Below are 25,805 nucleotides of genomic sequence, written 5' to 3' on the forward strand. Positions count from 1 at the left end.
CTTCTTTGTTAATTTGAGCGGAGGAACAGTCGAATCACCTGATGACTTGTCCTGCTCAGATTGAGTTTAGTTCGTTCCGATTCCATTGCATCTTTCAGACTCATAGGTTCCCACATAATCGAATAATACGCCGTCACACCCAATTCATTGAGAGCGGCGGCATCCTCCGTCACGCTCCCCGCGAGCGCCACACACGGAACTCCCAGCTCTTTGGCCAATCCGGCGACGCCCATGGCGGTTTTGCCCATGGAAGACTGGGCATCGAGTTTGCCTTCGCCGGTGATGACAAGATCGGCGCCTTTTAGGTGTTCGTTCAGGTCCACGGCTTCCAGCATCAGGTCGATGCCGCTCCGAAGTTCCCCTCCGAGCAGGCCGGCGAAGGCCGCACCGAGTCCTCCGGCGGCACCGGCTCCTTGGATTGCCTGGACATCGATTCCGAAATGCTCCCGGACCACCCGGGCGAAGTTCCTCAGTCCGTCATCCAGCTCCTTCACCGTCTCCTGGTCGGCACCTTTTTGGGGTCCGTATATATGGGCCGCGCCCTGTTCTCCGTAAAGCGGGTTGTTCACATCGCAGGCAACTTGGATTAAGACACCCCGGAGTGACGGGTGGACAGCGGCCGTATCGATCGAGCGGATGGCGCCGAGCGCCTTCCCGCCCCTCGGCACTTCTTCCCCGGTTTCATCCAAGAATCGGTAGCCCAGTGCCTGGAGCATGCCGACTCCGGCATCGTTCGTCGCACTGCCGCCGAGACCGATGATGAACGATTGGGCACCTCGGTCGATCGCGTCCAGGATGAGTTCGCCGACGCCGTAAGTAGTCGTGTTGTTCGGGTTCCGCTCCGATTCCGGGACAAGCGTCAGGCCGCATGTCTCGGCGATTTCGATGGCGGCGGTCTCGCCGTCTCCCAGCAGCCCGTATGTCGCATCGACCGGTTCGCCGAGCGGGCCGGTCACCCGGGTGCGGATGAGATGGCCGCCGGTGGCCCGGACAAGTGCATCGGCGGTGCCTTCCCCGCCGTCCGCAAGCGGGATGATCGTATGCCGGGCGCCGGGAACGGCTGTCCGGATTCCAGAGGCGACCGCTTCGCCCGCCTCCATCGAGGTGACACTGCCCTTGAACGAGTCCATGGCGATGATGATGTTCATGAGATTCCCTCACTCCTCTTCACTCTGCAAATACTGGCTCCGACCCGTTTCATTGAAAGAAAGGACCGCCCTGCGGCAGTCCTTCTCCTCTTAAATCTATCACTTCTCCGACTCCGGTCAGATGTCCTGCCGGATCAGGCTTCCACGTTCACTTTGGACAGGTTGCCATATATTAATCATAAAGAATGGTCCCGAATAGTAAATGGACGAAATTTACTATTTCTTGCTAAACAATTTTATGAGAGTCCACTCCTAAGAATATCAGCCCGAGTCGAACAATTTCTGAACATCAACACTTAAAAGCGACAAATGAAATGGGTATAATTTACAAAAATATTCTTTTCATATAACAGAAAAGGACTGCCGCAACGGCAGTCCTTTTCCCATCTTATTCGTCAATCAGTTTCCCCTTCACGGCAAGCCGGTCCGCACCTGTGACGGTGCAGGTGATGAGGGTGAGTTCATGCTTTCCCGGACGGTCGTTCAATACATCCACCGCAGTCGGGGGAATGACCTCCGAACCGGTGACTTCATAGATATACTCTTTGTCGTTTGCCTGAAGGATCACCCGGTCGCCCTTTTTCACTTTGGAGAGGTTGCTGAAGTGTCGGCCGTCCCGCCAGCCGCGGTGGCCCGCGATCGTAAAGTTGCCCTCTCCCGGTGTCTGATCCGGTTTGATCTGGGTGAGCGCCAGATTGAGATTCTCCGCGGTCGTTTCCGGAAGGACGAGCTGGTCTATTCCAATCGACGGAATTTCAATGCGGATTGTATTTTCCAACGCTTCCTCTGAAACAGGGAGGTTGTCAAGGTCGGCCGGATCTGCAGGCTCTCCGCTGTTGATCAATGCAAGCGCCCGTTCCAGGGAGCGTGTGTCTTTTGCCTGTTTCCCTTCCTCCAGGAACGGATAGGCCATGAAGGCAAGGCCGGCAATAAGCAGGACGAGCCCAATGAGTTTCTTCATGCGTTCACTTCCTTTTGCAAAGGCACCGGACCCATTCAGGGCCGGTGCCTTGCTTTGCCTTCAATCAGGCTCTCTTGCGCCGGCTGCCGATAAGCAGCCATCCGCCTGCAATCGCGAGGACTGCACCGAGTCCGAAGAGGTACATGAACTGCTCTTCTCCGGTCTGCGGCAGCTTGCCTCCGTTTGCGGAATTGTCATTGCCCGGTTTAACCGGTTTTTCAGCCGGTTTATCAGGATTGACCGGTTTCCCCGGGATGTTCGGTTTGTTCGGATCTGTCGGTGTACCCGGCTTTGCCGGATCTACCGGCCCTTCAGGATCCGTTGTTGGAGGCGGGGTGCCCCCTTCGTCGCGAAGTTGTTTATTGCCGATCTGGAGAATGACCGGCTTGCCGTCTTGGGCTGGAATGCTGAATAAGATCGGCGTTTCGTCCAGGCTGTAACCGGACGGGGCCAGACTTTCGATGAACTGATAGTTTCCGTCATCAAGGTGACCGGTGAAGAATTCACCGTTTTCATCGGTGACGTAGACGGCAGCTTGATCGTCTTCGTTTTTAACAAGCTGGTAATTCCCATCTTCATCTTGCTTGTACAGATGGAATTGAGCATTTTCCAGCGGGCGGTTGAGATCGAGATTGCCCTCGTCGTCCGCATGGTACTTCTCCAGGAATGCTCCCGGAATGACCGTGTTGACGATCGGTCCAATGTCTTTCACTTCCGTCTGCTGATCATCGATCGTGAATTCAATCGGTTCTTCCAGCGGCTCATACCCTTTGAGCGGCTTCGTTTCGATGAGCTGATAATGACCCGGCTCCAGCGGCTGGCTCACACGGACCCAGCCGTCGTTGTCCGAAACGAGTGTTTCGACGCCTTCGACCGGTTCACCGTTCTCATTCCGCAGCTCGAATTCTACTCCGGCAAGAGGATTGCCGCTCTCATCGACTTTCCGAGCCTCAAACAGCCGGACGAGCTTTTTGTTTTCCACTTTGACAACTTGATGGCCGTCTTCGCCGACCGATTCTTCCGAAAGCTTGATTTCAATGTCCTCAAGATGATCCGCGTAGCCGGCAGCCGGACGGACTTCTTTCAGAACATAGTCGCCTTCTGTCAGTGAACGGACTTCCCAGACACCGGATTCATCCGTCTCTCCGGCAGCAAGCGGCTCATTTTGATTCTCTTTAGCATACAGTTCAAATTGAACACCTGCAATCGGCTCGTTCGTGTCAGCGTCCGTTTTGATTACTTTGAACGGCACGAGGCGTTTGTTGCCGACATCAAGGACGACCGGCTTCTCGTCTTCTGCAGAGAGGAGGAAGCCGACAGGCGTTCCATCCAATTCATATCCTTTCGGAGCCTTCACTTCAACAAATTGATAAGCGCCGTATTGCAGACCCTCTGCGTGCAGTTCACCATTTTCGTCTGTGACGTAGACAGTGTCATCCAACCGGGTAAATCCTTCCCCGTCTTTTTGGTACAGGTGGAATTCCGCGCCCTGCAATGGACGTTCCTGATCCAGGGAACCATCCGGGTTTTCGTGGAACTTGCGGAGTGAAGCACCCGGTGCAACTTCATTGCTGATCGGCTCAAGCGTCTTCATGGACGTCTGCTGATCGTCGATTGTGAACCGCACCGGTTCCTGAAGCAGCAGATAGCCTTTTGGCGCTTTCGTTTCGACGAGCTGATATGTGCCCGGTGTAAGTTGCTCTTTTACTTCAATCCAGCCGTCTTCGCCGGATACAAGATGTTCATGGCCCGCAACCGGCTGCCCGTCCTCTGTGAGGAGAGCGAATTCTGCTCCGGCGAGCCCTTCTCCGTTCTCATCCACTTTTTGCACTTTAAACGTATGATTGAGCTTTGCGTTCGTCACTTTGACAACCTGATGGCCGTTGTCGCTCACCGATTCTTCCGAAAGCTTGATTGCAATGTCTTCAAGATGATCCGCATAGCCGTCGGCCGGACGGACTTCTTTCAGAACATAGTCGCCTTCAATCAGGGAACGGATTTCCCAGATACCGTCTTCATCCGTCTCACCGGCGAAAAGCGGCTCTTTTTGGTCCTCTTTTGCATACAGTTCAAATTGAACACCGGCAATCGGTTCATTTGTGTCAACGTCTGTTTTGATCACTTTGAGCGGAACGAGTCGCTTGTTGCCGACATCAAGGACGACCGGCTTCTCGTCTTCTGCAGAGAGGAGGAAGCCGACAGGTGTTTCATCCAATTCATATCCTGCCGGAGCTTTCACTTCAACAAATTGATAAGCACCGTATTGCAGACCTTCTGCGTGAAGTTCGCCATTTTCATCTGTGACGTAGACGGTGTCATCCACACGGGTAAATCCTTCCCCGTCTTTCTTGTACAGGTGGAATTCTGCGCCCTGCAATGGACGTTCCCGATCCAGGGTCCCATCGGGATTTTCATGGAATTTACGCAGAGAAGCACCCGGTGCAACCTCGTTGTGGATCGGATCAAGTATTTTTATGGACGTCTGCTGATCGTCGATTGCGAACCGAACCGGTTCCTCAAGCAGCAGATAGCCTTTTGGCGCTTTCGTTTCAACGAGCTGGTATTCGCCTGGTGCAAGTTGCTCTTTTACTTCAATCCAGCCGCCTTCGCCGGATACGAGTTTCTCATGCCGCTCAACAGGTTGCCCGTCCCCTGTTTGGAGAGTGAATTCCGCACCTGGGAGCCCTTGCCCGTTTTCATCCACTTTTTGCACCTTAAACGTACGATTGAGCTTTTTGTTCGTCACTTTGACAACCTGATAGCCGTCATCACTGACCGATCCTTCTGAAAGCGTGATTTCAATGACTTCAAGGTGATCCGCATAGCCGTCGGCCGGACGGACTTCTTTCAGAACATAGTTGCCTTCAATCAGGGAACGGACTTCCCAGACACCGGCTTCATCCGTCTCACCGGCAACGAGCGGATCATTAAGATTCTCTTGCGCATAAAGTTCAAATTGGACGCCGGCAATCGGTTCTTTTGTGTCAACGTCCGTTTTGTTCACTTTGAGCGGGACATGTTTTTTGTTGCCCACATCAAGGACGACCCGCTTTTTGCCTTCAGCCGGGATCGAGAATCCGACCGGCGTATCATCCAATTCATATCCCTTCGGAGCCTTCACTTCAACAAATTGATAAGCGCCGTTTTGCAGATTGTCCGCATGCAGTTCGCCGTTTTCATCCGTGACGTAGACGGTATCATCCACACGGGTATACCCATCCCCGTCTTTTTGGTACAGGTGGAATTCTGCACCCTGCAATGGACGGTTCCGATCCAGGGTCCCATCCGGGTTTTCGTGGAGTTTTTGAAGTGAAGCACCCGGTGCAACTTCGTTGCGGATCGGATCAAGTGTTTTCATCGATGTCTGTTGATCGTCGATTGTGAACCACACTGGTTCCTCAAGCAGAAGATAGCCATTTGGCGCTTTCGTTTCAACGAGCTGGTATTCGCCCGGTGTGAGTTGCTCTTCCACTTCGATCCAGCCGCCTTCGCCGGATACGAGTTTCTCATGCCCCTCAACCGGTTGCCCGTCCTCTGTTTTCAGAGCGAACACCGCTCCCGGGAGTCCTTGACCGTTTTCATCCACTTTTTGGACTTTGAAAGAATGATTGAGCTTTTCGTTCGTCACTTTGACAAGCTGGAACCCTTCGTGCTTGCCGTCGCGTTCTTTCTCATTCCGGTCGAGTTTGAATTCGAAATCAGCAGGGATCGCATAGCCTTCGGCCGGTTGGATCTCTTTGAGGACGTATTCTCCCTCAGTGATGCTGAAACCGAGGTCCCAGATTCCATTCTCGTCGGTGCTGCCCGAAATAAGCGCACGTTCCAGGTTATTTTTGTTGTAAAGCGTGAAAACGACGCCTTCGATCGGTTCTTTTGTGTCTTTGTCCGTCTTGATCACCTTGAACGGCACTTTCACGGTGTTGCCTGCGCTGCCGTATTGATAGTTTTTGATCAAGGTGGAGTCGCTGCCTTCAGATCCCTCTGTGCTGTTGTAGGAGACCTTGATTTCATTGCTCACGTCTGAACCGGACGGGGCAAGGAAAATCGTCTCATATTCGACATAGTAGGCTTCTTTGATCGGCTGTTTGAAAGCAAGCGTGAATGTACCTTTTTTCGGGTCGATATTCAGCGTATACAGACCCTCATCGACGGGTTCTTTTGACATCTTTGGACCGCCGTCAGCAGTCGTGCCGGTCATCTTCACTTGATAGACCTTGAATGAATCTTCCAGATAAAGCTGGTCCGGACTGCCGTTGTCATCTTTGCCGACCGTGTCGGTGATGAGGACGTCGTGGAGTTCCGACTGACTGTAGTTCAATTCGAAGTTCCACTTGATCCGCTCAGTCGGACGGACTCCTTCGCCGAATTTCTTGATCACTTTGTCGGTGTGTTTCACTTTGACCGACGCGCTCCATTCGGCGTTCGGTCCTGCGTCACTCGACAGGGTCGCTTTGTTCTTGATGGTGACATCCCCATTCGTTTCTGGGAACACTCCGTCTTTGTCGACGGTCGTATAGGTGATCTTGTATGCTTTGTCGAGCTTCCCGAACGATAGACTGATCTCGTCGTTGCCTGCTTCATTGTTGACCGGCTGGGCTGTACCGACCTCTTTCAGCCCGCCGTCCGGTTGCACTTGCACTTCTTGGATGAGGACAGGCCCTTTCAGTTCCTGGGTTTCCGGAAGGATATCCTGGAACACGGCGTTGTTCAGTTCGTTCAGGTTATAGTTCAGTACAACCTCCCAGTGGAAGGTTTTCGTTTCATAGTTGTAATGACCTTTTTTGTAGCCGTTGTTTTTCTGGTTGTCGTTCACTTTAACCGTGTGACCGGCTTTCGGATCTTCTTTCATCCCGCCGTTTTTAATGGTGATTTCGTTCCGGTACTCACGGTTATTCTTGCCGATATCGCGGATATCGTATTTCGTTGTGTACTGGATGACAATCTCTTTGTCGATCGCTTCCGTCAGAATGAGCTTAAAACCGGATTTGCTGACGCCTTCCAATGTGTAGCCGCTGAATGGCCGGCCGTCGACAGTGACGTGCAGACTGTCTTGATCCAACTCGAGCAGGCCATCGATGAACACATCGTCAAAAATGGTTCCGGCCGGCAACGTATACCCTGCGGTATTTGCCCGGATGATCCAGCTGATCGTTTTGTCTTCATAGTTCAATTTGCCATGCCATTTATCGAGCAAATAAGTTCCCCGGAAATAGGTGACAGAGGCATCGGCGGATTTATTGTTGTCTTCCCGTTTGACCGTATTTTTGACGGTCACGTCACTCGTGATCTGGTGATCCTTCGGTTCCGTCTTGTACTTGATCACCCGCGGAGTATTGACATCGTCATGGAACCGGAGAGTGAAGCCCTGCCCGTTCCCGTCCAGTGCGAATGAGTAGGCAGAAGACGGGACTTTTTTCCCGTCCTCTTCGTAGACAACAAAGCTGCCATCCACGTAGGAGTGATTCCCGTCTCCACTGCCGCCGCTTACTGTCCAGCTGTCCGTCAGCTTGGCATTTTCTTTGGAGATGAGCCGGTTGTTGAAATTGTAATGGATCGTCCATTCGGTTGACAGGTCGCCCTGGATCGCTCCGGATTTGGCGAGTGGCTTGCCGAAGTTGACGCTGACCGATTTCGTTGCAGGTTTGCCGTTGACGTTTGCGGTGTTCCCGAAGTTCTTCGACTCCTCATCCCCCGCATCGGTGATCACGGTCTTGTAATTGATCTTGTAGGCTTTTTTCGGGGAGTTCGGCAGGTTGAATGACATGCCGTCTTGCGTAAAGGTCGGCCTGACATTCACGGCCGGTCCATCCGAAATGCTGCCGTCCGGACGTACGATCAGTTCCTGTACATGGACGGAATCGGGGATGATTTCATGGTCCGCTGTCAGGGTATCGGTGAAGCTGAGTGTTTCGGAGGATTCACCAAGGTTCGTGTTCACATTGACCGTCCAGTCGATTTCCTTGCTGTTCTTTCCTCCGTTATCTGGCGTGCCCGATTTTTCAATGAACGTACCGCCGACCGGTTGGAAATTCAATGTGATCGTTTTTTCGCCAGGAAGGACGATGACTTCTTCCCAATTGTCCCCCGTTGAAGAGATTGAAGCTGTGATGAAGAAGAAGGAACCCGGTTCAATCGCCGTTCCTTGTCCCAGTTCATCGCGGATTGCATCATTGAACGTAATGATCAGGTTCTGGCCGTCCATGGACATCGTTCCAAGCTCACCGAATTTGTTGCCTTCGGAGAAAGTGGCCCCGCGGAATACTTCCGGCAGCTTGTAAGTGAGCGTAGTGCCCGGTCCATAGTTATGTCCGGCTCCCAGTTCCAGCTTGAACTCAAGCCGGACGTTGTCACCATTTCTCACGTCCGCGGCATCTTCGACTTCCGCACCGTTTATTGTGACCAAGATCTCTTTGATCACCGACTCCGGCATGACCAGATCATAGGCCGCTCTCTTTTCAGTCCCCTTTTCATCGGTTTCTTCATCAGAGTCCTTTTCTATTGTCTTCTCTTCAACTGCCTCTTGTGCCTCCGGGTTGTCGGTTGCCGGCTTTTCCTCTACCGCCTCACTGCCGGAAGGCTTGTCTTCCGTCTGGCCCGGTGCCGGTTTTGTTTCCGGCTTTGTTGATGGATCGTCTTCCGGTTGGTTCACCGGATCAGCCGGCTTATCTTCGTCTAAGGCCGGTTCTTCCTTCGGTGTCTCCGGCAAGGCGATGGCCGGTTCTTCTTGGCCCTCTGCCTCAATCCCGCCAACTTCCTGGACGGATACCGTCTCCGGCACCTCCCCGGTTTCAGCAAAGGCCGGCAGGATAGGACCAAATAATGTGTGGCCCATGACCAGCAGTGCCAGCGCGAACAGATTGAACTTCTTGCGCACTTCTTCCATTCCCCCTTCAATTGGTCGACAGGATTCTACAAAAATCCTGCTCCTTTTCGAAAAACAGATAATTCAACCTATAAAACTGTTCTCACAAATCACTTTATTGGTTCGTAAGCCCGTTCTCTATTAGGTCTCTTTCATCGCATTTTCGACGAATTTGGGCATTTGTCCCCAATTCAGCTTCTATTGACTATAGCAAATATGCATATGCGGTACACTTTTCATTTTTTCCATTGCAAAGGAAAAGCGGCCCTTTAATAGAGGCTGCCGGCAGAAAGTCTTTACTTACCCTCGGGGATGGGCTATGTTTGACACAAATCTGTTCATAGACAAAAAACGCTGCGAGGGGTGGATGGATTGGTTGATAAAGTTCCTATTCCCAAGAGACAATATGACATTCTGTGCGATCTCGAAGAGGCAACCGGTTGGCTTACACAGACTGAGCTCGGACAAAGGAACGGATGCTCCTATAAAACCATTCAAAATGAATTGACGGCGATCCGAAGCGTGCTGCCCCATCACTGGACGATCCATTCAAGACGCGGGGTCGGTCTTCGGCTTGAATTGCCTCCCGATGAGACCATTTCCAGCACGTTTATTATCGAGGAACATAACCGGCTCTCAGATATTCTGCACCTGCTCCTGAACGGCAGCGCCTATACGCTGCAGCAGCTGAGCGAAAGATTGTTCATGAACCCGAATTCCGTGCTGTCTCTCGTTTCTCTGGCCGAAGACCACGTACGCCCGTTCCATTTGGAGATCCGGCGCCGGCCGTTTTCACTGAAGGGCAGCGAAGGGTACAAACGGCTTTTGGCTTATGATCTCAGCATGAAGAAAAATGGAATTCCCAGCTTGTACACGAAGGGCAACCGTACGGATGGATGTCTCTTGAACAATTATCTGACGGAACACCATGGTGTCCGGCTCACGAATTACGGGTTGAATGCATTCCTTCATTTTTATGAAATCAGCCGGGCAAGGGTGGAAGCAGGATTTCATGCCGACGAGTTGCCATTTTCTTTCGGTGACCGGGTTCGGCAATACCCGTTCTTTAAAGAACTGGACGGCTTCTTTGGCTTGCTTGAAGAATTGCATGGAGAGCCACTTCCGGAAAAAGAGCGAATCTATGTTTTTCTGGCCTTGATGATGACTGAATTCGAATTGACGTCGGCCAATGGATGGCACACGGCAGAAGCTTTAAAACAGCATAGGGATTACAATGAATTTGCCGGATTTCTGGATGTTCTTTCTGCCCAGCTGAATTTCATGAACCGGACCGACGACCTGATGATCTTCCACATATTCAGCATCTTTCAGATCGCCAAGCTTCGGAGCATCGTGCCCGAACTCCAATACATGCATCAGGATTCGGTCCTGAGAATCTTTATCGAGAAGAACAAGAAACTTTACGATCAACTTGAGATGTTATGCAACAATTGGTCAGCACTTGGCGGCTTTCCGTTCCATCGCACTTGTATCGCCTCCCTGACCATCTTGCTCGCACATGAATTGATACAGCGTGAAAAAGTGAATGTCCTGCTGATTTTCTCCCGATCGTTCGTCTTCAGCCGATATGTAAAAAGTATCTTGACAGATCACTTTGGAGGGAAAGCAAGTTTTCGCATCCAAGCCGTCTCCGATCTGCCCCAACCCTTTCATTTCACATCGGATATCGACCTCATCATCACGGATACCGACCTGCCGGATTACCCCACAGAAGATGTGTTCCTCGTCGGCAACTTCCTGACGGAGAAAGACCTGCTCATGATTGCCGATGCCATTGAACGGAAACGAGGACTGGTGGCTGAAGTTTAAATAGCTTTTAAGGATTTGTAATACGGCCTTCCGAAAAATGGAGGGACTACGCACAAAGCCATTTATTAATGGCTTTGTGCGTAGTCCCTCTCAGACTGTAGACAAAACGGACCCAAAAGAAATCTTTTTGGGTCCGTTTTGTCATTTTCGTGGATATTTCGCATGTTTTTTCCCATCCCCCCCTTGGAATGACCGGCCGTCAGGCCGGTTCCGGTGACTCCCAGGTCCAGCAGGCCAATCTTTTCAGATTTAAGGCAGCAAAAGTAAGCATCGCCTGCATGGACATTTTTTCCTTCCCGCGAAGGGTTGTCCATCGCATGCCACACTTCTCCTTGGCATCTCCGAAACCGCGCTCTACGGTCTCTTTCCGCCTTGCATAGATTTCTTTGTTCTCCGGGGTGAGCCGAATGGCCTCTGCATGATCGAGGTAGTCCTGCCAGATATGACGGGTGATGACTTTTACATGATTCTGGCTTTGAGTGCACTGAGCAAGTAGTGGACAACCTGCACACTTGGCTCCGTTCGACTTATATTCCCGGTAGCCGTGCTTATTGGTGGTCGAATACCGGAGTTCCTGTCCATTTGGACAGATATAGACATTCCTTTCGGAATCGTAATGGAACTCGCTCTTTCTCAGATATCCTTTTTTACCGCGCGGCCTAGTGTAAGGCAGGCAAGGGCGGATTCCATCATCGATCATGACCTTGGCGATATGAGGTGTTTTGTATCCAGCGTCTGCAGCAACGGCAAGCGGTTTTCCGACTTTCTCTTTAACAACATTCAGCAATGGTTCGAAAATATGGCTGTCATGAACATTACCGGGTGTCACGATGGAAGCGAGGAAGAAGCCGTTCCGGTCAGTGGCTGCGTGACAGGAATAGGCGAATTTCTTTTCCCGCTCGTCTTTTACGTAATAACCGCTTTCAGAATCGGTTGTGCTTTCCTTGATTTCCTTCTCCTCTTCACGGTCCCACTTGTCCGGAGGGAACGGTTTCTTTCCGTTCTCCTCACGATCCGCGTTGATCTCTTCTTCCAGCAAGGACTGGTAGGCGCGTGTTTCCTTGCGGACCACTTTCTTCGTGAACTTCAGTTTGTTGGCGCTGGCCTTGACATGGGTAGAGTCGATAAACACGTGCTCCGCCCGGAGCAGCCCACGGTCTGCAACCTGTTTTAGAATCCGGTAGAATATCTGTTCAAATAGATCCGTGTCCTTGAAACGTCGTTCGTAGTTCTTGCCGAAAGTCGAAAAATGAGGCACCTTATCATAGAATCCGAAGCCAAGGAACCATCGGTAAGCCAAGTTCGTATGGACCTCTTCGATGGTCCGACGCATAGAACGGATGCCAAAGGTGTATTGGAGAAATGGCAGTTTGATGAGAACAACCGGATCGATGCTGGGACGGCCACGGTCCGAATACAGATCCTCTACAAGATCATAAATGAACGAAAAGTCGATGGCCTTCTCGAGTTTCCTGACCAGATGGTCCTCCGGGACCATTTCATCAAGTGAGATCATTTCCAGTTGATCGCGATTGGTTCCATTCGATTTCGACAGCATATTCATCACCCGTTTTGTAGTCTGTTAATTCGATTATATAAACAGGTACGGTTTGCCTCAATAAGCCATATGGCGGATTGAAGCGGAGGGCCCGAGACACCTGCGGGAAAAGCGTTAGCCGAAGACCCCACAGAGCGAAGCTCGAGGAGGCTAAGGCAACGCCCGCGGTAAGCGAGGGCCCGCAGCGGAAATCCGGAGGATTTTATGGAAAAGAAAAAAACTGCAGACAACGGAGTAATATACTCACTTTGTCTACAGTCTGGGAGGGACTACGCACAAAGCCATTTATTAATGGCTTTGTGCGTAGTCCCTCTTTTCATTTTATTTAGATAATTACTTTTATAACAATGACTATATATAGCGAATTAGAAACTATAGTAATATAGAACTATAGCACTTTATTAAGGGAGGACAATTCATGAATAAGTGGTTAATGGCTCTAATTTTGGGATGTGCAACAATCACATTGGCTGCCTGTGGATCCGGAGATTCAGATGCTTCTACGGATAAAGACGGTCAGGCACAACAGGCTGAGGAAAGTGGTGATGCGGCAGGTGCCAAAAATGATTCCAAGGAAGAGGCTAAAGGCGATGACACCTTCTCGAAAGAGTACAATGAGGTAATTGCCGATAATGAAAATATCAAAGCGACTCTCCGTAAAGCGGAGCATATCATCGACAAGGAATGGGACGAAGAGAAGTTTGTCGTCACGTTCGAAGTCGAAAACAAACGCGAAGACACCCTTGAATTCCAAGCAAACGAAGTTTCCGCCGATGGTAAAATGATTGATGATTCGATGCTGTCAATGAGCCAAGAAGTATCAGGAGGAAAACGTGCTGACGCTGTTTTGACAATTGAAAATTACGAGGGCGACCTGCCATCTCTTGAAGACAACATAGAGATGCTCCTTCATATTTTCTCATGGGATGACATGGATTATTCAGAAGATCATGCTGTAACCATCGATCTTAAGTAAAGTACTAGTCAACTTAAAAGTGACCCACAAGATGATTCCGACAGCATTCCGGAATCATCTTTTTACATCGTAGCGCTTAAACTATTTGACCGCGATACCAGAAGCAGCATAAGTAAATGCTTATAGATCAAGAGACTTACTCAAGCTTAATTGCGACGCACTCACCGTTTCCCCATTCACTTCTCCACCCGCTCTCCGTGCACCAATAGCCGCTGATAGTTATACCGGTATGGGTGGCAGGTCAGCAGCGTGGCGAGGTCGCGGCCTTCCTGAATTTCCAGGGAATCGGTCTCGTCCGGGTAGATGACTTCCTGGAGGATGACGCGGTATTCCAGTGTTTCATTCATCGTGTGGATATAGAACACGTCACCGGATTTCAGCCGGTCGAGATCCCGGAACATCGGGATCGTGGGCATGCCGCGGTGGCCGGCAAGGACGGTATGGGTGTTGAGGCCGCCGAGCGGCAGCGAGCTGCCTTCAACCTGGCCGACCCCTTTGCTTAATACCGCTTCGGATGAGCCAAGATAGATCGGAGTCCGCAAGTTCAATTTGGGTATCTCCAGGGCTCCGAACATTTCTTCGTCGCCAAATCCAAGGTCACGATAAGCGGTCACCAGTTCTTCCTGATCACCCCACGGGTCACGGAGGCCGGCAGTATCTACCGCGATTTCTTCATTGTATTGACGGGCGCGTTCAATCAGACGCTGCACCTCATCCGCCGGCATGTCGTCAAGCGCGGTCCGGAACTCTTCGACTTGGTTGCGCTGGAGCTGGCTATTGACCAGCTGCGCGACATGGGGATAGATCATGACAAGGAGACCAACGAGAAACATGAGAAGGATCCATTTATGCTTCATCACGGGCAGCCATCCTTTTCTTCCGTCTGAGATACAGGATCAATGCCGCCGCTGTGGCGATAGCGACAGCCATCGCGGCCCAGACGTAACGGCGGTCTGTCGGGACTTCTTTCCCCGGACCAGCACTCGTTTCAAGCGTTTCCGGCTCATAGGGAACGCGTTTGCCGGTGACGAGCAGACGATGGGTGTTGATCATGTACGGGTCGCATGTGAGCAGCGTGACGAGGTCTTCCCCTTCGCTCATCTGCAGCCATTCGGTTTCGTCGGGCAGGACGACCTCAATCCGGTCCACTTCGTAGGCCATCGTGTCATCGAGGACCTTCACGAGAAACTGGTCCCCGAGGGACAGTTCATTGAGATTCCGGAACATCTTCGCGGACGGAAGGCCCCGGTGGGCGGTCAGGACGGCGTGCGTGCCCGGTTTGCCGGTCGGGAGGGAAGACTTCTCCAGGTGGCCGGCGCCCTGCGACAGTACTTCCTCGCTCGTTCCGTGGTAGATCGGAAGTTCGACTCCGATTTTCGGGATGTCAACAGTTCCGATGGCCGGACCGATGTTGAGCGCGTCATAATAATCTTGGTTTTCCTCCGGACCGCCTCCTTCGGAGAACGGATCGGTGAAGCCGACAGGCACCCCGGCCAGGCTCTCGTTGTAGCGCTCGGCTTTTTCTTTTTCCTCCCGGATCTTCACGGTGTCCATGCTTCGGACCGCTTCATCGTAGTCGTGGATGACCGACTGATGAACTTTCGTCGAGAAGAAATTGCTGATCAACGGGTAGGAAAAGATGGCCAGCCCGGCGATAAAGATGAGGAGGAATACATATTTCTTCACAGCGCTTCCCGTCCTGTCTCAAGGGTTTTATGTAAAAAGGGGGAGCAGCTGCTCCCCCATCCAGTTCATCAGACCATGTCGGAATCCGTTTTGCGGCGGCGGACATACATTCCCGCTGCCATCACCATGAGGGCAAGGCCGCCCGATGTGAAGAGGACGGTCCCGAGCCCGCCGGTTGTCGGCAGTACCCAGCCGGATTTGGAGTTTTCTACTTCATATGTGGCTGTCTCGTTATTGGCGACGGTCACTTCGATCGGCTTCGTGAGGAGGCGGTATGACTTTGTATTGCCTTCCCGGTCCTTGTAGGTCGGCGCCTTCGTCTCATGTAGCTGATACGTGCCCGGCGTGAGGCCGGTGATGACAATCGTGCCGTCCTTAGGAGTTGCCAGATTTTCAAGCAGACCGTTGTGAACGACATCATTCACCTTGACGACATTGCCCATACGGGAAGTATCAATTGGGTTTCCGTCCAGATCCGTAAGCTTGAATTCGGCCCCTTTCAGTTTGAATTTGTTATTGGAAGCGTCGACTTTGATCACTTTCAGTCCGCCGTTCGTCGGTACGACTACCGGAGGGTCTTTAGGTTTTTCTACCTTTTCCCAACCTCGGTCGTTGTTGAACTCCAGGTCTGCCGTGTTCGGGATGCCGGTTTCTCCTTCTTTAAGTTCGGCATCCGGCTTGATCTTTGCGGAGAAAGTGATTTTGATGTCTTGGCCAGGTGTCAGTTTTGATGGATCTTTGACCGTCCACTTGAGCAGTTGACCGTCTTGAGTGAATTCGATATTGTCCTTCCCCGTGCCGGCGACGTCCCAGCTGCCGCCGTACTCGAGGCGGCTGTCCAAGTTGTCTGTCACGGCAATCGATTTGTATTTGTTGATGTCCTTCGGAGCTTTGATCGTCAGATTGTATTCAAACAGTTTGTCACGGTCTACGATCAGATTGGATTCACCTTCAGCGTCTTTGATGATCTCCGGGTTGAAATAGTTCGTCACGGTTCCATTGTCATTCACGAAACCATCTTTGTACGTCCACGCCACTACGATGTCTTGGCCTTTTTCGCCCGTCTTTTTGACCTCGAATTCGATTTTCGTGTTGTTGAGGGCGTATCCTTCAGGTACATTTTTTTCTTGGAAGTAGTACTTGCCTGCAGCAAGACCCGAAACGTTGATCTTGCCAAGATCTCCGGTCGTCATCGCCGGAATTTCATTTCCTTCTCTGTCTATTGCCGCAGTACCATCCGCGTTGTAAAGTTTGAACGTCACACCCGCGAGCGGCTTTTCGTCTTCCGCGATCTTCGTCAGCTCGACATCCGACCGGATCGTTTCATTTTTCGGGTACACATGAACATCATAGTTGAGCGTTGTGCCTTCTTTGTTCGTCATCGGTACATCCACGTAGAATGGCTCCGTATTCAAGAGGATATGGCCGGGACCGTCCGTTTCGGCGACCTCATAGCGTCCAAGTTGCAGGCCGTCCTCCTTGGAGAAGACCGCAATTCCGTTGGCATCCGTCGTTTTGACGATCGGCGCCCCTTCTGTAACCGGTGTCCATTTGTCAGTTTCCGGGTTATAGGAGTGCGTCTGTTTCAGCGTGTATTCAACTCCGGCGACTGGAGTTCCATCCGCCTTCTGCCCCGGAAGCCCGGTCCCTTCTTCACCCGGTGCAGTGCCTTTTTCCTGCTCATACTTATAGATCGTCAGTTTCGGGTTTTCAGGATCACCGGCCTTTTCGTACGCCAGCGCCATCTGGGGCATGAACAGCGCCGCAATCAGCGCAAATGCAAATAGTAATTTCCATGTTTTCTTCTTGGCCACAGCCATTTTCATTCTCCTCTCACTTTTCCCTTCTTCTGAACAGCAGAAGCCCGGCCGCCATCAGGAGCGCGCCCCCACCGTAGAACAGTCCAGTGCCGAGCCCGCCGGTATCCGGCAGCTCCCAGCCTAGTTTTGAATTCACGACCTTCTGCAAGATGTTCCGCGAATCAGCTTTCAGGATGATCTCGATCGGCTCCGTGGACAGCCGGTAGCCGGCCGGTGCCTTCGTTTCGACGATTGTGTAGTCACCGAGCAACAAGTCCGCAAAGACGATCTTCCCGTCATCGCCGGTCGTGTCCGTATGGAGAACGCGGCCTTCCGAATCATGCAGTTCAAAAACTGCACCCGGAAGCGGGTTGTCGCTTTCGTCCACCTTCAGCACAGTGATCGACCCTGCCTGCGCCGTGTTCGTGACGATGAGCACCCCGTCGTCTCCAGTGGAATAAGTCGCTTCATATCCGGTCGGGATTTCCGTTTCTTCTATTGAATACCGGATGGGCTGACCGGTTTCCGGATCGTGCTTCGGAAGGTCCGTGAATATGCCCTTCCATTCGCTGGATTCATTCAAGGTGAGCGTCTGCCCGGTTGGCTGACCGTCCGCTTTCAGGCTCACCGTGACGGGGCCCGCCTTTGGACCGACCCACTCTTTTGCGACCTTCACTTCTGTCTTGGATGTGTTCGTATTCGTGAAGATGAATCCGCTGTCCATCGAACCGGTTTTGGCCGAGCGGTAGCCCGGAATCGATAGCTCCTCGACGTTGTAGACGATCGGGTTTCCGGATTTATCGTCGAATCGGTTCACTTCAAACGAACCGGTCCATCCGTTTGCTTCGTTCAGGACGATTGCCTTGCCGGTATTCTTCCCGTCTGCGAGCAGCTTGATCGTCACCGATTCTGCAGCCGGACCGATCCATCTCTTTTCGACCCGGATCGCGCGCTGTTCCGGATTGTACGTGTTTGTAACCGTCAGGCCGGAGATCGTCTTCTTGTAGTTGGGCGGAACCGTTTCTTCATCGGCCGAGAACACATACGCCTTGCCGTACGGGTTGTTTTGTGGGACCTTTGCCCACGTATAGGTCCAGGCAGGCGTTTCCTTGCCGGTGACCGTCCCGGTGCCGAGAATTCTTACGGCTTCCCCTGCCGCCTGTGCCTTGAGCTGCAGTTTGACCGCCGGCCGTTCCGTTCCGCCGGCCCACACTTTATTGGCGGTGATGTCTTGATGCGGAATGGTCAGCACGAGTTTGTCTCCGACATCATGGCCGCCGCCGATTCCTTTGATGAAGAATGGGATGTGCACATCATCTTCAAGGGAAAGTGCCGATGCATTGAACTTGAACACCGTCCAGCGGGAGTCTTTCGTGTTGCCTTTCAGATCGGCATCCGGATTATACTTGTTCCCTTGCACACTGATCGCCGTCATCACCGGATGCAGATTCGCTCCGATGTTTCGCACTCCGTTAAGGTCCATGTATTCCAGTCCGTGCGTCGACTTCACCGCCACATGGACAATCCCGTCGTTCACCCATATCAGAAACGGCCTCGTGTGGGTGTTCGTCGATACCCCTTCGATCGTGGTCGGCACGATGATGGCATCTGCATCCGGCTCGTAATCCTGGGGAGTGGCCGCAGTCTCTGCCAGCGGACCTGTTGCTCCGCCCGGTTCAACCATATTAAGCTCCGAATCAGCCACCGGTCGGACCGGCTTCTCAATCGGCGTGATTGGTTCCAAAGGAGGAGGCGAGTCAACCAGCGGCGGCCGTTCCGGCTTTTCAACAGACGGCGATCCGCTGCCTTCTGGAAGAGCAGGGTTTGTTCCTGACGATCCAGGCTGCGGATCTGACCCGCCCGGCGCCGACGGTGTTACGGCAGGAGATGAACCTTTATCGGTTTCATCTTTTGGTGCCGATGGCGATGACGGACCGTCCGGTTTACCGGACTCCGTCGCCGGCGGGGGTTCTTTCGAGCCGCCGTTCTCCGGCTGTTTCTCCGGAGGAGACGTCTCTTTCGGCGGAGTGGACGGTGCTTCCGGTGAGTCTTCCGCCTTAGCGTCTTCTTCCGTCTTCACGGCAGGCGGCTCCTCTTTCTGGACCTCCGGCTTCAGCGCGGCGGCTTCTTGGACTGACTTGAATACTCCGTCGGGAAACGTGACGGCCGCCTGCAATTTCAATATCTCCTGAGCCGGATCCGCGATGGCTGCTTTGAGGTCCAGTGTAACGGACGTACTGCCGGGCGGAGTCTGCAGTTTCCATCCATCCGGGGTCTTCGTGACTTGGCTGTCCCCTTCTCCGCTGAGCGTTCCATGCGAAAGTCCCGGTCCGAGTGTGAGAGCCGTCTGCAGGCCCTCGTGCTCAGTGCCGGAAGCATTGATCGTCACGCGCCACGTCAAGGAGTCGGGGGTCTGCCCCAGTTTTCCAATGCTTACCCTACCGGCATCGCCTGTTCCGCCGGACGCATCTGCGGGTCCGGCGAGCAGCGGAACGGCCAGCTGCACGATCAACAGCACACAAAGCAACGCCGAAAGCCCCTTCAGCTTCGGCATAGGTCTTCCTCCTCTCCTATGATCAAATCTATGCATCAGACGGAACGGAATGCCCGATTCTGACCATGCATACCTATATATATGTGAGTGATAGAGGATATATGACCTATATAAGCTATTTATTTTTAAAAATAGTAAATATAAATACAGGACTTTCAATTCACCCGGTACTCTTATCCGGATTCTTCCTGATTGTCTTGTTCTCTTATCGGGTACAGTTCAACTATCCTTTTAATAGACAGCAGGAGTTGGTTTACGGTGAAAAAGTTAAAGACCGTGTTGGCCGTATCGGTTTTGGTGAATGTATTACTTTTGGGGATTGGCGGTTTCTATCTTTCCCGCCATGGAGGCGTACGGGAGGTGAAGGCACAGTGGGAGGAACTCACATCACCGGACCAAGAGAATCCGTATTACATCAATAAAGTATCCATCTTCAAGGCGCTGCCGGATGAGCCGGTGGACCGGGCGTTCATCGGGGACAGCCTGACCGATCACGGTGAGTTTGCGGAGTATTTTCCGGGAGAGACGGTGATCAACCGGGGCATCCGGGATGATACGTCGGAGGGTGTGCTGAAACGGATTGGTGAAGTGGCGGCACGTACCCCGAAACAGGCGTACATCATGATCGGTACGAATGACATCATGCAGGACGTGAAGCCGGAGAAGTACGAGAAGAACATGCGGAAGATCGTCAGCGCGTTCGACCCGGGGAAAACACAGGTGACGCTTCTGTCCATCCTGCCCGTGAACACAGAGATCTCGGACCGGCCCATTGATAATCAGAAAGTCATCCAGTACAACAAGATTGTGAAAAAGATTGCCCGCGACAACGACGCCCGTTATATGAATCTCGACCGCCTGTTCACACACGGGCAGGGGAAAATGGATTCGGCCTATACGGTGGACGGAATCCATCTCAACGGCAAAGGTTACGATGAGTGGATGGAGAAAGTGAAGGAGATGGAAGAATCACAATAGGTGCATCAGGCCGATGGACCCGGGACAGGACCAAAGCATTAAAAAAAGCAGACAGGAACACCATATGGTGCCTCCGTCTGCTTTATGCTTGTTCATTGCGAAATGTTGGAGTAGTACTTCAGAAAGCGTTTTTCTACATTGTTCAGGTGAATGATGGTCTTTTCCTTGGCCAGCGCGGCGTCTTTTTGCTCAAGGGCTTCGATGATCTCGACGTGCTCCGCATAAGCGCTCCGGGCACTTTGCGGCACCGTGCTGGACAGGATGAGGAATGCCCGGTTCACGCCCGTGTTCATCCGCTCCACCATGTCTTTCAATTCTTCGTTGGAGTTTTTGGATGCCAGCAGAATGTGAAATTCCCGGTCCAGCTCGATGAACTCTTGAAAGTTGTTCTTTTCGATTGCCGATCGCTGTCCGGCCAAGTTTTCTCTTAATGCATCGATGAACTCCGCGTCCACACGGTCCATGATTTTCGTGATGCTGTGAATCTCCAGGACGCTCCGGATTTCCATGTATTCCAGTGACTTTTCTCTCGTGAAACCGGCCACGATCGCCGGCCGGCCTTTCTTCTGGATGATCAGCCCTTCCAAGGCCAGGCGGCTCAGGGCATCTCTCAACGGTGTCCGGCTGATTCCCAATTCTTTTGAAATCGTCTCTTCCGGAAGCGGCTGATTTTCTTTCAGTTCACCATTGATGATGTCCCGTTTCAACAATGCATACGCTTGTTCCGCCAATGTCTCGCTTGGCTTGATCACTTTCATTTATACCGCCTCGTTTCATGATGCTTTAAAAGACTATCGCCAACATCTCGATCTTTTCATCGTGCGGGTTTTCGATGCCATGGCCCTGACCTTTCTGGATCATGCAAAAATCTCCGGCCGTGACAGGGATTCTCTTACCGCCATTATCAATGAAAATCCCTTTTCCTTCAAGGAGATAATAAACTTCGGACTCCTCACGATGAATATGGTAGGCGATCGTTGAACGAGGGTGAACGGTCACACGTGCAAATAGCTTGATTCCTTCCAGCCGATCTTCCGGCACCACGATCCTGGAGAGGTCAATGCTTCCCTCTCCCCCGTGCGAGTGATCGATCCTGATTGTTTCTGCTGCCTGTTTAATCATGCTCCATCCCCCTTAACCAAACAGATTCGGAAGCACTGTCGAGATTTGCGGCACAAAAATGATGATGAGCACAACAACCGCGACGATGCCGATGACTTGCAGCACATAAGGGAACGTGTTCTCGATCCCCATGTTCTTATCCGTTACGTTACAGCCGGCGATCAAGGAAAGGCCGACCGGCGGAGTGATGTTGGCCAGCGCAAAGTTCATGATGAGCACCATCCCGAAGTGGACCGGATCGATGCCGTATTGCATCGCGATCGGCATGAAAATCGGGCTGAGCAAAATGATCAACGACGTGACTTCCGTCAATGTGCCGAGGATCAGCAGAATCAGGGAAACCATCAACAGGAATTGGAGCGGCGTCGACGCAAACTGAAGGAAGAAGTCAGAGATGGCTGCCGGGATCCGGTTGGCAGTCAGTACGTATGTAAATACGTTTGCAAACGAAATGATAATCAGGATGATGGCAGAAGTGACTGCCGTGTTCGCCATGATGTCCCGGAACTGCCTCATCGAGAGTTCACCGTAGAACATCGAAAGGATAAATCCATAAACGACCGCGATGATGGCCGCTTCGGTTGCAGTCACCAACCCGCTGAATATCCCGCCCAGGATGAACACGGGAGAAAGCAGCGGGAACAGGGCAGATTTGAAGATCGACCAGAATTCCTTCCCGGTCACGTGCGCCTTTTCCACCACGCCAAAGCCTTTTTTCTTGGACATGTACGAAACATAGACGCACAAAGCGATCGTCAGGAGGATGCCGGGAAGGAAACCGGCGATGAACAGGTCCCCGATGGAAATGTTCGCCGTGATCCCCAAGATGACCATCGTGATGCTCGGCGGAATGATCAGCCCCAGAACCCCTGCGGGCCCGATGATGCTGGCGATGAATGAGTTGCTGTACCGCTGCTCTTTCATCCGGGGCACGATGACAGATCCGACCGCATAGGTGGTGGCAACGGTCGACCCGGATACCGTGCCGAAGAAGGCGCTCGTCACGACCGCTGTCATGCCCAGGCCGCCCGAAAAACGACCTACGATCGCGTCAGCCAATGCCATCAGCCGTTTGGTCAGCCCGCCTTCCCCCATGATGTTCCCGGCAAGGATAAACAGAGGAATCGCCAGGTAGGAGAAGCTGTTGACGCCCGCAAACATTCGCTGAACCACCACTTCGATTGAAACTCCGCCGATTACCAATGCACCGATCGAGACGAGCCCGATCGTGAATGCGATCGGCATTCCGAGGAACAGAAGGACAAAGAATGCGACTAATATCCCGATGATCACAGGCTCGCCTCCCCTTGCTTCATAGGGTCCGGTTTAATGATGTTCACCAAGACAAAATAAATGGAAAACACAGAGCTGAGTGGGATCGCCAGATAGAAGATCGCCATCGGCATCTTAATCGTCGGAGACATGGTCGTCATCGCAGACATCGTCAGCTTAAAACCATAAACCGTGAGAATCAGGAGCAAGACCAGTGTCAGTATGTAAATGAATGTATCGATGATCTTCTGATATTTCTCGCTCGCCAGGCTGACGAAGTAGCGGACCCCCAGGTGCATTTTCTCGTGGATTGCCAGGCTCGCGCCAAGGAAGGTCAGCCAGACGATCAATAATCTTGATAGCTCCTCGGTTGCAGGAAGTGAAACTTTAAAGAATCTTGAACCTACCTGGACCAGCACAATGGCAGCCAGTCCGGTGATCGCGATTATGCACAAGTAAGACAGCACCTTGGCGACCGCATTCGTTACTCTGTCCAAAACTACTCCCCCGTCTCCTCATAAATTAAATAGAAATTCGAACCCAGAAAAAAGTTTTCTCTCCCTGTTGATCGATATAACAGGAAGAGAAAACAATTCATTACCAGCCGGAAGCTTCTCTATAGATATCCATCAGTTCTTGACCGAAATGCTTTTCTTCCCACTTATCATAGACAGGCAGCATCGCGTCACGGAATGCACTCGTGTCAACATCGTCGTTGATTTCCATTCCTCTTTCTTCAAGAGTCTTCAGATACTCTTCCTGCATTTCATCATTCTTTTCACGGACTTCCTTCGAAATCCGCTCTGCTTCTTTCAGCACGATTTCCTGATCTTCAAGGGAGATCTTGTCCCACGCCCCGTTGTTGACGACCAACATGACCGTGTTGTAGAAGTGCCCCGTAAGAGAAAGGTAATCCTGGACCTCATCGAACTTCGGCGCCACAATATTTGCGAGCGGATTCTCCTGTGCGTCCAGCACGCCCTGCTGGAGAGCGCCGTATACTTCGCTGAATGCCATGGAAGTCGGAAGTGCCCCCAATTGCTCGAACGCATCAATCCGCAGGCTGGACTCGGCGACACGGATTTTCAGCCCCTTCATGTCTTCCGGCTTCACAATCGGCTTTTTGTTGTTCGTGATATGGCGGTAGCCCCATTCCAGGTAGCCGATCTGCTTGAGATCCTGCTCCTCCATCACCCCCGCGAGATACTCACCGAACTCGCCGTCATACGCGGCCCTTGCATGGTCGATGTCTTTCCACATATAAGGAAGGTCTTCGATTGCCATTTTCATATCAAGTGATTGCATCGTTCCGACCATGATGGCCGCAGACTCCATCGTACCCATCTGAACTTGCTCCAGCATTTCTGTTTCCGAGCCGAGCTGGCTATTCGGGAATACGTCAAACTTCACCCGGCCGTCCGTTTGCTCCTCCACGTTTTTGGCCATTTCCTCGATCAGGTCCGCAGCGGGCGTCCCCTCGGACATCGCATGCCCGAGCTGAAGCTTCACCTGCTCCCCCTCCGCCTCGGCTTTATCCGAGTCTCCGCACCCTGCAACCAGCATTGCCGCTGAAAGGCAGACTGCCGCCAGTCCTGCATGTAGTTTGGTGATTCTCATCAATCTTCCTCCCCCTCGTTTGAAGAAACCGCTTTCTCTCATGTCCCCCTGTATACCGTATACATGGTGTACTTCAAGATTACTTTATGCCTAATTGGTTGTCAATTCGATTTTGAACTTTTATTTAAATAAGTGATTCTAGTCTTAAAATTCATTTTACACGTTCGATCATTTAACTTATGATGTATACAGTATACAGATTGAATCGAAGGAAGTGTTTGCTGTGAAAAGCCTGTTGAATGAGAAGGCGGTTGAAATCAGTGTCCCCGGAACCCGTGTGTTCGCCAACAAGGTCGCGGTTCTTTCCGATGGCATCAACCTGACGCTGGGTGAACCTGATTTCCCGACACCCGAACCGATCAAGGAAGCCGCCATTGCGGCGATCAGAGAAAATAAAACCGGCTACTCTCATAATGCCGGGCTCCAGGAACTTCGTGAGAGCGTATCTTCCTTCTTCCGGGACGAATACGGTTTTTACTACAATCCGGCATCTGAAGTGCTGATCACCACCGGAGCAAGCGAAGCCATTGATTCAACGTTCAGGGCGATTTTAAGGGAAGGCGATGAAGTGATCCTCCCTGCCCCCATCTATTCCGGATATGAGCCGGTGATTCATCTCGCTGGCGCCAAGCCTGTCTATCTGGATACGTCCCGCACCGGCTTCCTCCCCGATCCGGCAGCACTGGAATCGTTGATCACCGGCCGGACAAAGGCAGTGTTGCTGAATTATCCATCCAACCCTACAGGGGTGACACTCGAAAAGGAGCTGATGGATGAAATCGTGGCGGTCCTCGCCCGGCACGATGTCTTCATCATCTCGGATGAGATTTACAGCCAGAATACCTACGGAGTCCCCCATACATCTTTTGCATCGTATCCGCAGATCCGCGAGAAGCTCATACTTGCCCACGGACTGTCCAAATCGCATTCCATGACCGGATGGAGAGTCGGATTTTTACTCGGGCCTGAATACTTGATCGAACATATCCTGAAGGTCCATCTGTCCAACTCCATCTGCGTTTCGCTGCCAAGCCAGCATGCGGCCATTGAGGCGTTGGACCATTGCCGGACCGTTCCGGCCATGATGAACCTCGAATATACAAAAAGGCGGGATTTTGTTCACGGCCGTCTCCTGGAAATGGGGCTTGACGTCAAACTGCCTTCCGGGGCGTTTTATCTGTTCCCCTCGATCCGGAGCACGGGTCTTTCCTCATTCGAGTTTGCCGAACAGTTGCTGGAACAGCAGCATGTTGCGGTCGTACCGGGCAGCTCGTTCACCGGTTTCGGAGAAGGATTTATCCGGATTTCCTATGCCACCTCAATGAATAACCTGATTGCGGCAATGGACCGGATGGAGGATTTCTTGAATCAGGTGAATCTTGGCCAGTCCGTCGAAACTTCCAAATAAGAAAAAAGCTGTTCCCGCCGGATGGAGGGAACAG

Annotated in this window: 17 protein-coding genes; 4 read left to right on the forward strand and 13 right to left on the reverse strand. The window is 52.1% G+C overall.

Annotation, left to right across the window (positions count from 1 at the left end; all coding sequences use genetic code 11):
* Positions 1-8 precede the first annotated feature (8 nt).
* The 3 genes from B0B07_RS05070 to B0B07_RS15540 all read right to left on the reverse strand — a co-directional run bounded on the left by B0B07_RS05070 (position 9) and on the right by B0B07_RS15540 (position 8,992).
* The gene (locus B0B07_RS05070) at positions 9-1,148 is read right to left on the reverse strand and encodes a glycerate kinase family protein (RefSeq protein ID WP_076757246.1); all 1,140 of its coding nucleotides are present in this window, start codon (positions 1,146-1,148) and stop codon (positions 9-11) included.
* Between the two features lie 388 nt (positions 1,149-1,536).
* Entirely contained in the window at positions 1,537-2,109 is a 573-nt protein-coding gene (locus B0B07_RS05075) for a class D sortase (protein WP_076757247.1), read from the reverse strand.
* A gap of 64 nt (positions 2,110-2,173) precedes the next feature.
* Positions 2,174-8,992: a SpaA isopeptide-forming pilin-related protein gene (locus tag B0B07_RS15540; RefSeq protein WP_076757248.1), complete on the reverse strand. Its 6,819-nt coding sequence runs from the start codon at positions 8,990-8,992 to the stop codon at positions 2,174-2,176.
* 351 nt (positions 8,993-9,343) lie between these two features.
* On the opposite strand from B0B07_RS15540, the gene B0B07_RS05090 reads away from it, so the two are divergent.
* The gene (locus B0B07_RS05090; protein ID WP_144264294.1) at positions 9,344-10,801 is read left to right on the forward strand and encodes an AcpB/EbpR/MafR family transcriptional regulator; all 1,458 of its coding nucleotides are present in this window, start codon (positions 9,344-9,346) and stop codon (positions 10,799-10,801) included.
* Positions 10,802-11,000: 199 nt separating this feature from the next.
* Here B0B07_RS05090 and B0B07_RS05095 read toward each other — a convergent pair whose 3' ends face one another.
* Entirely contained in the window at positions 11,001-12,359 is a 1,359-nt protein-coding gene (locus B0B07_RS05095; protein WP_076757251.1) for an IS1182 family transposase, read from the reverse strand.
* 418 nt (positions 12,360-12,777) lie between these two features.
* Here B0B07_RS05095 and B0B07_RS05100 point away from each other — a divergent pair, with 418 nt between their 5' ends.
* Positions 12,778-13,335, forward strand: a complete 558-nt coding sequence (locus B0B07_RS05100; RefSeq protein WP_076757252.1) for a hypothetical protein — start codon at positions 12,778-12,780, stop codon at positions 13,333-13,335.
* A 176-nt stretch (positions 13,336-13,511) separates the two neighbouring features.
* On the opposite strand, the gene B0B07_RS05105 is transcribed toward B0B07_RS05100, so the two are convergent.
* The 4 genes from B0B07_RS05105 to B0B07_RS05120 form a co-directional block, all read right to left on the reverse strand.
* Positions 13,512-14,192, reverse strand: a complete 681-nt coding sequence (locus B0B07_RS05105; RefSeq protein WP_076757253.1) for a class C sortase — start codon at positions 14,190-14,192, stop codon at positions 13,512-13,514.
* The gene (locus tag B0B07_RS05110) at positions 14,182-15,021 is read right to left on the reverse strand and encodes a class C sortase (RefSeq protein WP_076757254.1); all 840 of its coding nucleotides are present in this window, start codon (positions 15,019-15,021) and stop codon (positions 14,182-14,184) included. The genes B0B07_RS05105 and B0B07_RS05110 overlap by 11 nt, the downstream gene beginning before the upstream one ends.
* Positions 15,022-15,089: 68 nt before the next feature.
* Positions 15,090-16,841 (reverse strand): SpaA isopeptide-forming pilin-related protein, encoded by a 1,752-nt coding sequence (locus B0B07_RS05115; RefSeq protein WP_159438421.1) that lies wholly within the window; start codon positions 16,839-16,841, stop codon positions 15,090-15,092.
* 13 nt (positions 16,842-16,854) lie between these two features.
* Positions 16,855-19,374 (reverse strand): Cna B-type domain-containing protein, encoded by a 2,520-nt coding sequence (locus B0B07_RS05120; protein ID WP_076757255.1) that lies wholly within the window; start codon positions 19,372-19,374, stop codon positions 16,855-16,857.
* A 360-nt stretch (positions 19,375-19,734) separates the two neighbouring features.
* Between B0B07_RS05120 and B0B07_RS05125 the strand changes: the two genes are divergently transcribed.
* Positions 19,735-20,352 carry a GDSL-type esterase/lipase family protein gene (locus tag B0B07_RS05125; RefSeq protein WP_234982246.1) on the forward strand — a complete coding sequence of 206 codons (618 nt, stop codon included), beginning with the start codon at positions 19,735-19,737 and terminating at the stop codon, positions 20,350-20,352.
* A 92-nt stretch (positions 20,353-20,444) separates the two neighbouring features.
* Here B0B07_RS05125 and B0B07_RS05130 read toward each other — a convergent pair whose 3' ends face one another.
* The 5 genes from B0B07_RS05130 to B0B07_RS05150 form a co-directional block, all read right to left on the reverse strand.
* The gene (locus B0B07_RS05130; protein WP_076757257.1) at positions 20,445-21,110 is read right to left on the reverse strand and encodes a GntR family transcriptional regulator; all 666 of its coding nucleotides are present in this window, start codon (positions 21,108-21,110) and stop codon (positions 20,445-20,447) included.
* Between the two features lie 25 nt (positions 21,111-21,135).
* Positions 21,136-21,474 carry a cupin domain-containing protein gene (locus tag B0B07_RS05135; protein WP_076757258.1) on the reverse strand — a complete coding sequence of 113 codons (339 nt, stop codon included), beginning with the start codon at positions 21,472-21,474 and terminating at the stop codon, positions 21,136-21,138.
* Between the two features lie 12 nt (positions 21,475-21,486).
* Entirely contained in the window at positions 21,487-22,767 is a 1,281-nt protein-coding gene (locus tag B0B07_RS05140; RefSeq protein ID WP_076757259.1) for a TRAP transporter large permease, read from the reverse strand.
* A complete protein-coding gene (locus tag B0B07_RS05145) occupies positions 22,764-23,243 on the reverse strand; it encodes a TRAP transporter small permease (RefSeq protein WP_076757260.1) in 480 nt (159 codons plus the stop codon). Before B0B07_RS05145 ends, B0B07_RS05140 begins: the two co-directional genes overlap by 4 nt.
* Before the next feature lie 100 nt (positions 23,244-23,343).
* Positions 23,344-24,363, reverse strand: coding sequence for a TRAP transporter substrate-binding protein (locus B0B07_RS05150; RefSeq protein WP_076757261.1), 1,020 nt, complete (start codon positions 24,361-24,363; stop codon positions 23,344-23,346).
* Between the two features lie 223 nt (positions 24,364-24,586).
* Between B0B07_RS05150 and B0B07_RS05155 the strand changes: the two genes are divergently transcribed.
* A complete protein-coding gene (locus B0B07_RS05155; protein WP_076757262.1) occupies positions 24,587-25,771 on the forward strand; it encodes an aminotransferase class I/II-fold pyridoxal phosphate-dependent enzyme in 1,185 nt (394 codons plus the stop codon).
* The last annotated feature ends 34 nt before the right edge of the window (positions 25,772-25,805 follow it).

Origin of the sequence: Edaphobacillus lindanitolerans, from assembly GCF_900156305.1 — a bacterium.
In the GTDB taxonomy this organism is placed as follows: domain Bacteria; phylum Bacillota; class Bacilli; order Bacillales_A; family Planococcaceae; genus Bhargavaea; species Bhargavaea lindanitolerans.

Bases quoted from the DNA above. Each gene is read 5' to 3' on its own strand.
- B0B07_RS05070 (WP_076757246.1), bottom strand. From the start codon at position 1,148: ATGAACATCATCATCGCCATGGACTCGTTCAAGGGCAGTGTCACCTCG.
- B0B07_RS05075 (WP_076757247.1), bottom strand. From the start codon at position 2,109: ATGAAGAAACTCATTGGGCTCGTCCTGCTTATTGCCGGCCTTGCCTTC.
- B0B07_RS15540 (WP_076757248.1), bottom strand. From the start codon at position 8,992: ATGGAAGAAGTGCGCAAGAAGTTCAATCTGTTCGCGCTGGCACTGCTG.
- B0B07_RS05095 (WP_076757251.1), bottom strand. From the start codon at position 12,359: ATGCTGTCGAAATCGAATGGAACCAATCGCGATCAACTGGAAATGATC.
- B0B07_RS05100 (WP_076757252.1), top strand. From the start codon at position 12,778: ATGAATAAGTGGTTAATGGCTCTAATTTTGGGATGTGCAACAATCACA.
- B0B07_RS05105 (WP_076757253.1), bottom strand. From the start codon at position 14,192: ATGAAGCATAAATGGATCCTTCTCATGTTTCTCGTTGGTCTCCTTGTC.
- B0B07_RS05115 (WP_159438421.1), bottom strand. From the start codon at position 16,841: ATGGCTGTGGCCAAGAAGAAAACATGGAAATTACTATTTGCATTTGCG.
- B0B07_RS05120 (WP_076757255.1), bottom strand. From the start codon at position 19,374: ATGCCGAAGCTGAAGGGGCTTTCGGCGTTGCTTTGTGTGCTGTTGATC.
- B0B07_RS05130 (WP_076757257.1), bottom strand. From the start codon at position 21,110: ATGAAAGTGATCAAGCCAAGCGAGACATTGGCGGAACAAGCGTATGCA.
- B0B07_RS05135 (WP_076757258.1), bottom strand. From the start codon at position 21,474: ATGATTAAACAGGCAGCAGAAACAATCAGGATCGATCACTCGCACGGG.
- B0B07_RS05150 (WP_076757261.1), bottom strand. From the start codon at position 24,363: ATGAGAATCACCAAACTACATGCAGGACTGGCGGCAGTCTGCCTTTCA.